This window comes from Methanobrevibacter sp. (assembly GCF_017432245.1).
Lineage (GTDB): Archaea > Methanobacteriota > Methanobacteria > Methanobacteriales > Methanobacteriaceae > Methanobrevibacter.
In genome coordinates, this window is record NZ_JAFRJO010000038.1 from 1 (window position 1) to 4,325 (window position 4,325).

General features: G+C 35.9%; 6 protein-coding genes and 1 pseudogene. All 7 read left to right on the forward strand.

Annotated features, from left to right (window positions below; translation table 11 throughout):
- Positions 1–1,102: pseudogene (gene porA, locus IJI80_RS03280) on the forward strand (pyruvate synthase subunit PorA); the annotation flags it as partial.
- A gap of 1 nt (position 1,103) precedes the next feature.
- Positions 1,104–1,970, forward strand: coding sequence for a pyruvate synthase subunit PorB (porB, locus tag IJI80_RS03285; RefSeq protein WP_292787620.1), 867 nt, complete (start codon positions 1,104–1,106; stop codon positions 1,968–1,970).
- 12 nt (positions 1,971–1,982) lie between these two features.
- Positions 1,983–2,483 carry a 4Fe-4S dicluster domain-containing protein gene (locus IJI80_RS03290; protein ID WP_292787621.1) on the forward strand — a complete coding sequence of 167 codons (501 nt, stop codon included), beginning with the start codon at positions 1,983–1,985 and terminating at the stop codon, positions 2,481–2,483.
- Positions 2,484–2,493: 10 nt separating this feature from the next.
- Positions 2,494–2,922 (forward strand): 4Fe-4S dicluster domain-containing protein, encoded by a 429-nt coding sequence (locus IJI80_RS03295; protein WP_292787622.1) that lies wholly within the window; start codon positions 2,494–2,496, stop codon positions 2,920–2,922.
- Positions 2,923–3,045: 123 nt separating this feature from the next.
- On the forward strand, positions 3,046–3,264 hold the full coding sequence (locus IJI80_RS03300; RefSeq protein WP_292787624.1) for a hypothetical protein: 219 nt from the start codon (positions 3,046–3,048) through the stop codon (positions 3,262–3,264).
- A 14-nt stretch (positions 3,265–3,278) separates the two neighbouring features.
- The gene (locus tag IJI80_RS03305) at positions 3,279–3,608 is read left to right on the forward strand and encodes a hypothetical protein (RefSeq protein ID WP_292787625.1); all 330 of its coding nucleotides are present in this window, start codon (positions 3,279–3,281) and stop codon (positions 3,606–3,608) included.
- A 100-nt stretch (positions 3,609–3,708) separates the two neighbouring features.
- Positions 3,709–4,325: fumarate hydratase (locus IJI80_RS03310; RefSeq protein ID WP_292787627.1), on the forward strand; the 617-nt coding region annotated here is incomplete at its 3' end.

Consider the following 4,325-nt stretch of genomic DNA (forward strand, 5'->3'; position numbering starts at 1 on the left):
AAAGTTAGCAAAACCACAAGTTGTTCCTGTTTACCCTATTACTCCTCAAACTACCATAACCGAATACCTTGCACAATTCGTTGCAGATGGTGATTTGGATGCAGAGTATATTAGAGTAGAATCAGAACACAGTGCGATTAGTGCTACTTTAGGAGCATCTGAGGCATGAGTAAGAGTATTCACTGCTACCTCATCTCAAGGATTAATGTTAATGCATGAAATATTGTTTGCAGCTGCAGGTATGAGAGCTCCAATAGTAATGGCAGATGCGAACAGGGCAATTTCTGCTCCATTAAACATTTGGAACGATCAACAAGATTCCATCGCACAAAGAGATGCAGGATGGATTCAACTTTATGTGGAAAATGCTCAAGAAGGATTCGACACTATCCTTCAAGCATATAGGATTGCAGAGCATGAAGAAGTTATGTTACCTGTAATGGTATGTTTAGATGGATTTATTTTAACTCACACAGTTGAACCTGTAGACTTATTGGATCAAGCTGAAGTTGATACCTTCCTTGAACCATATGTGCCTAAATTCGCTTACCTTGACCCTGAAAGGCCAATGTCCTTAGGTAACTTTGCAGACCCTGAATACTATACAGAAGCAAGACATGACATGCAAGTTGCTATGGACAAGTCAATGGAAGTAATCAAGGAAGTAGGTGCAGAATTCGGTGAAAAATTCGGAAGAGAATACGGATTGACTGAAAGCTACTTATGTGAAGATGCAGAAATTATCTTAGTCTGTATGGGTTCAATGGCAAGTACAGTAAGACATGTGATTGACGGATTAAGAGAAAAAGGCGAAAAAGTAGGTCTCTTGAAAATCAGATCCTACAGACCATTCCCATTCGAGGAAATTGATGAAATTACCAAAAACGCTGATAAATTGGCTGTACTTGACAAAAACTTCTCATTCGGTATTGGAGGAGCTCTTTTCGCAGACATAAAAACCAAATGTCACAAGGAAACCTACGGTTTCATTTTAGGATTAGGTGGAAGAGATGTAGTTCCTGAATACATTGAAGAAGCTGTAGAATTAACTAAAAATCCAGTAAAAGAAGTTACTTGGTTAGGCTTAAAGGAGGATGAATAATATGGAATTTCCTGAAGAAGAATTATTAGCACCAGGTCACAGAGGCTGTGCAGGTTGTGGAGCAGCTATTGGTGTAAGGCTTGCCCTTAAGGCAGCAGGCAGAAACACTGTGGTAGCTTGTGCAACTGGTTGTTTAGATGTTATGACCTCTCCTTATCCTGAAACAGCATGGGAAGTCCCATGGATTCACGTTGCTTTTGAAAACGCAGGTGCAGTGGCTTCCGGTGTAGAAAGAGCATTGAAAGCCCAAGGTAAGGAAGATGTTAACGTTATTGCTTTCGGTGGTGACGGTGGTACAGCTGATATAGGTATCCAATCATTATCCGGTGCAATGGAAAGAGGTCACGATATAACATATATCTGTTACGATAACGAAGCTTATATGAACACTGGTATTCAAAGAAGTGGAGCTACCCCTTACGGTGCATCAACAACCACTTCACCAGCAGGTAACTTAAGCTTTGGTGAAGACAAGCCTAAGAAAAACATGGCTTTCATTATGGCAGCTCATGGAGTTCCATATGTTGCTACAGCATCAATTTCATATCCTGAAGACTTTATGAAAAAGGTTAAAAAGGCAGTTGAAACCAAAGGTCCTGCCTACATTCACTTACATCAACCATGTACCACTGGTTGGGGATTCAAACCTGAACAAACCATTCAGCTTGGAAGATTAGCAGTTGAAACCGGTGCATGGGGATTATTTGAAATTGAAAATGGTGAATTCAGAGTAACTTACAGACCTCAAGAAAGAAAACCTGTAGTGGAATACTTATCTGCTCAAAAAAGATTCAAACATCTTAAAGAAGAACAAATTAATGAAATCCAAGAATTCGTTGACAATCAATGTGAAGAATTAGGTATCTAAGGAGGGTCTCTATTGGAGAAATTAATAGTAGATAATGAATTATGTGATGGATGCCAGGATTGCGAAAAAGCATGTGAAGGAGTCCATGGAGTTCCTAGAATCACTATTCATGAATTAGACGGATCCTATTTCCCTATTCGTTGTCAGCAATGTGAGGATGCTCCATGTGAGATTATTTGTCCAACTGGTGCAATGAGCAATTTAGGAGTAGATGTAACTAAATGTATTGCTTGTGGTTTCTGTGCAATGGCTTGTCCGTTTGGTGCAATTTCCATTGAGTATAGCAATGCTCATAAGTGCAATCATTGTGCAGACAGAGAAGAAGGTCCTGCATGTGTTAAAGCTTGTTCCAAAAGAGCTATTGCAGTTCATGACATTAAGAATGTCATTAAGAGGAAACAAAGAGAACACATTGAAAAAATCTATGGCTTGGATAAACCAGCTAAGAAAAAAGGTCTTCTCAGTGTCATTACAACTGATACAAGAGCTAGAAAACCATTAGATGGAGAATAGAGGTGTTGAAATGGATGAATTAAAAGTTAACCCAGAACTTTGTGTAGATTGTGGACTTTGTGAACGTAATTGTCCTAACAATGCAATTCGTGTTCATGATGGTGTCCCTTTATTCTGTATGCATTGCAGTCCTGAAAAAGCACCTTGTCTTGCTGTATGTCCAAAAGGAGCTATTGTAGCTTTAGGTGGAGCTATTACAATTAAGCAGGATAAATGTATTGGTTGTGGATTATGTCATAGTGTATGTCCCATTGGAGCCATCACCATTAATGAAATAGGTCAAGCTACCAAATGTGATCTCTGTGAAGGCTATGACACTCAACAATGTGTTGAAGCTTGTCCAACTCATGCACTCACAAATGATACAGAAAAGATAATTCATGATAAACAGGATAAAATATCCGAAGGATTTAAGAAAGTTCAAACTTTATTGAAATAATTTTTAAAGATTTATTCTTTAAAAATTCTCTTTTTCTTTTTTTATTTATTTTAATTAATTTTTTACTTATTTTACTATTTTTTCTAAAAAAATTTATTTGCTAATTTTCACATATAATATTATATGAAAGAAGAAGGATATGGGGATTGGGATAATATCGATGAGGTTCTTATTATGGAAGAACTTGATCATGAAGGTAAAAAAGCTCATGTTAAAAAGTTATGGCAGGAAGACCCCGAAAAATATTTTGAATGGAAGGAATGGTGTATTGAGTTTAATCAATTGCCTGATTTCTTTGGAACATGTGATAATCCTATTCCTATTGATGAATCAAAATTATAAATATGGTGGTTTATATGAGAAGATTAGTTCCAGATTATGAGTTTATCCGGAATGTTGATGATGATTTTATTGATGATTTTATTAATGTACCTATTGGAATACCTAATATTTTAATGAATTTCCTTGAAAGAAGAGATGAGGATATAGGGACAAAAAGATTGATGACTTTTATTAACCACCCTGAACGTGAATCTCTAGATCAAAATGAAAGAGCAGTTACTCATAGGTTATTAAAAGAAGATAAATTTTTTGAATCATTAGATTATCCAATTCAGAATGCTCTTGATTTTCTTGAGAAATATCCTCAGTTTAAGCCTATGATTAAAGGAGTTGAGGAAGTTTAATTAAATATTTTTCCTATTTTTTAATAAATTATTTAAATATATAAATTAAATATTTTTATAGAAAAGAAAAATTTATTATTCATACTTATTATGTGATTTTATGATAACAGAAAAACAAATTGAAGATACCATTTATCAATTATACAAACAGGCTGCTATCGTTCTTGGAGATGATGTCAAATGTGCACTTGAAGATGCTCTTAAACGAGAGGATAGTGACTTAGGTAAGCTAAATATTGAAGCTATTTTAAAGAATATTGAACTTGCAGAAGAAAAGTCAATTCCAATGTGCCAAGATACAGGTCTCCCTATAATTTTTGTAAAGCTTGGTAAAGTTCATGTTGAAAATCTTTATGAAGGAATCAAAAAAGGAGTTGCAAAAGCAACTTCAGAAGTTCCACTTAGACCAAATGTGGTTGATCCAATTACAAGAAAGAACTCTGGCAATGTAGGAGACAAAGTGCCTATTGTCGATATTGAATTAATTGATGAAAATTATGTTGAATTTACCATCATGCCTAAAGGATTTGGATCTGAAAACAACAATGCACTTAAGATGGCACTTCCTGCTGAAGGAATCGAAGGAGTGAAGGACTTTGTTGTTGAAACTGCACTTAAGGCAGGTGGTAAGCCATGCCCTCCTATCGTTGTAGGTGTTGGAATCGGCGGAAGCTCTGACATGGCATTGAAATTAGGTAAAAAAGCACTTCTTGGAAA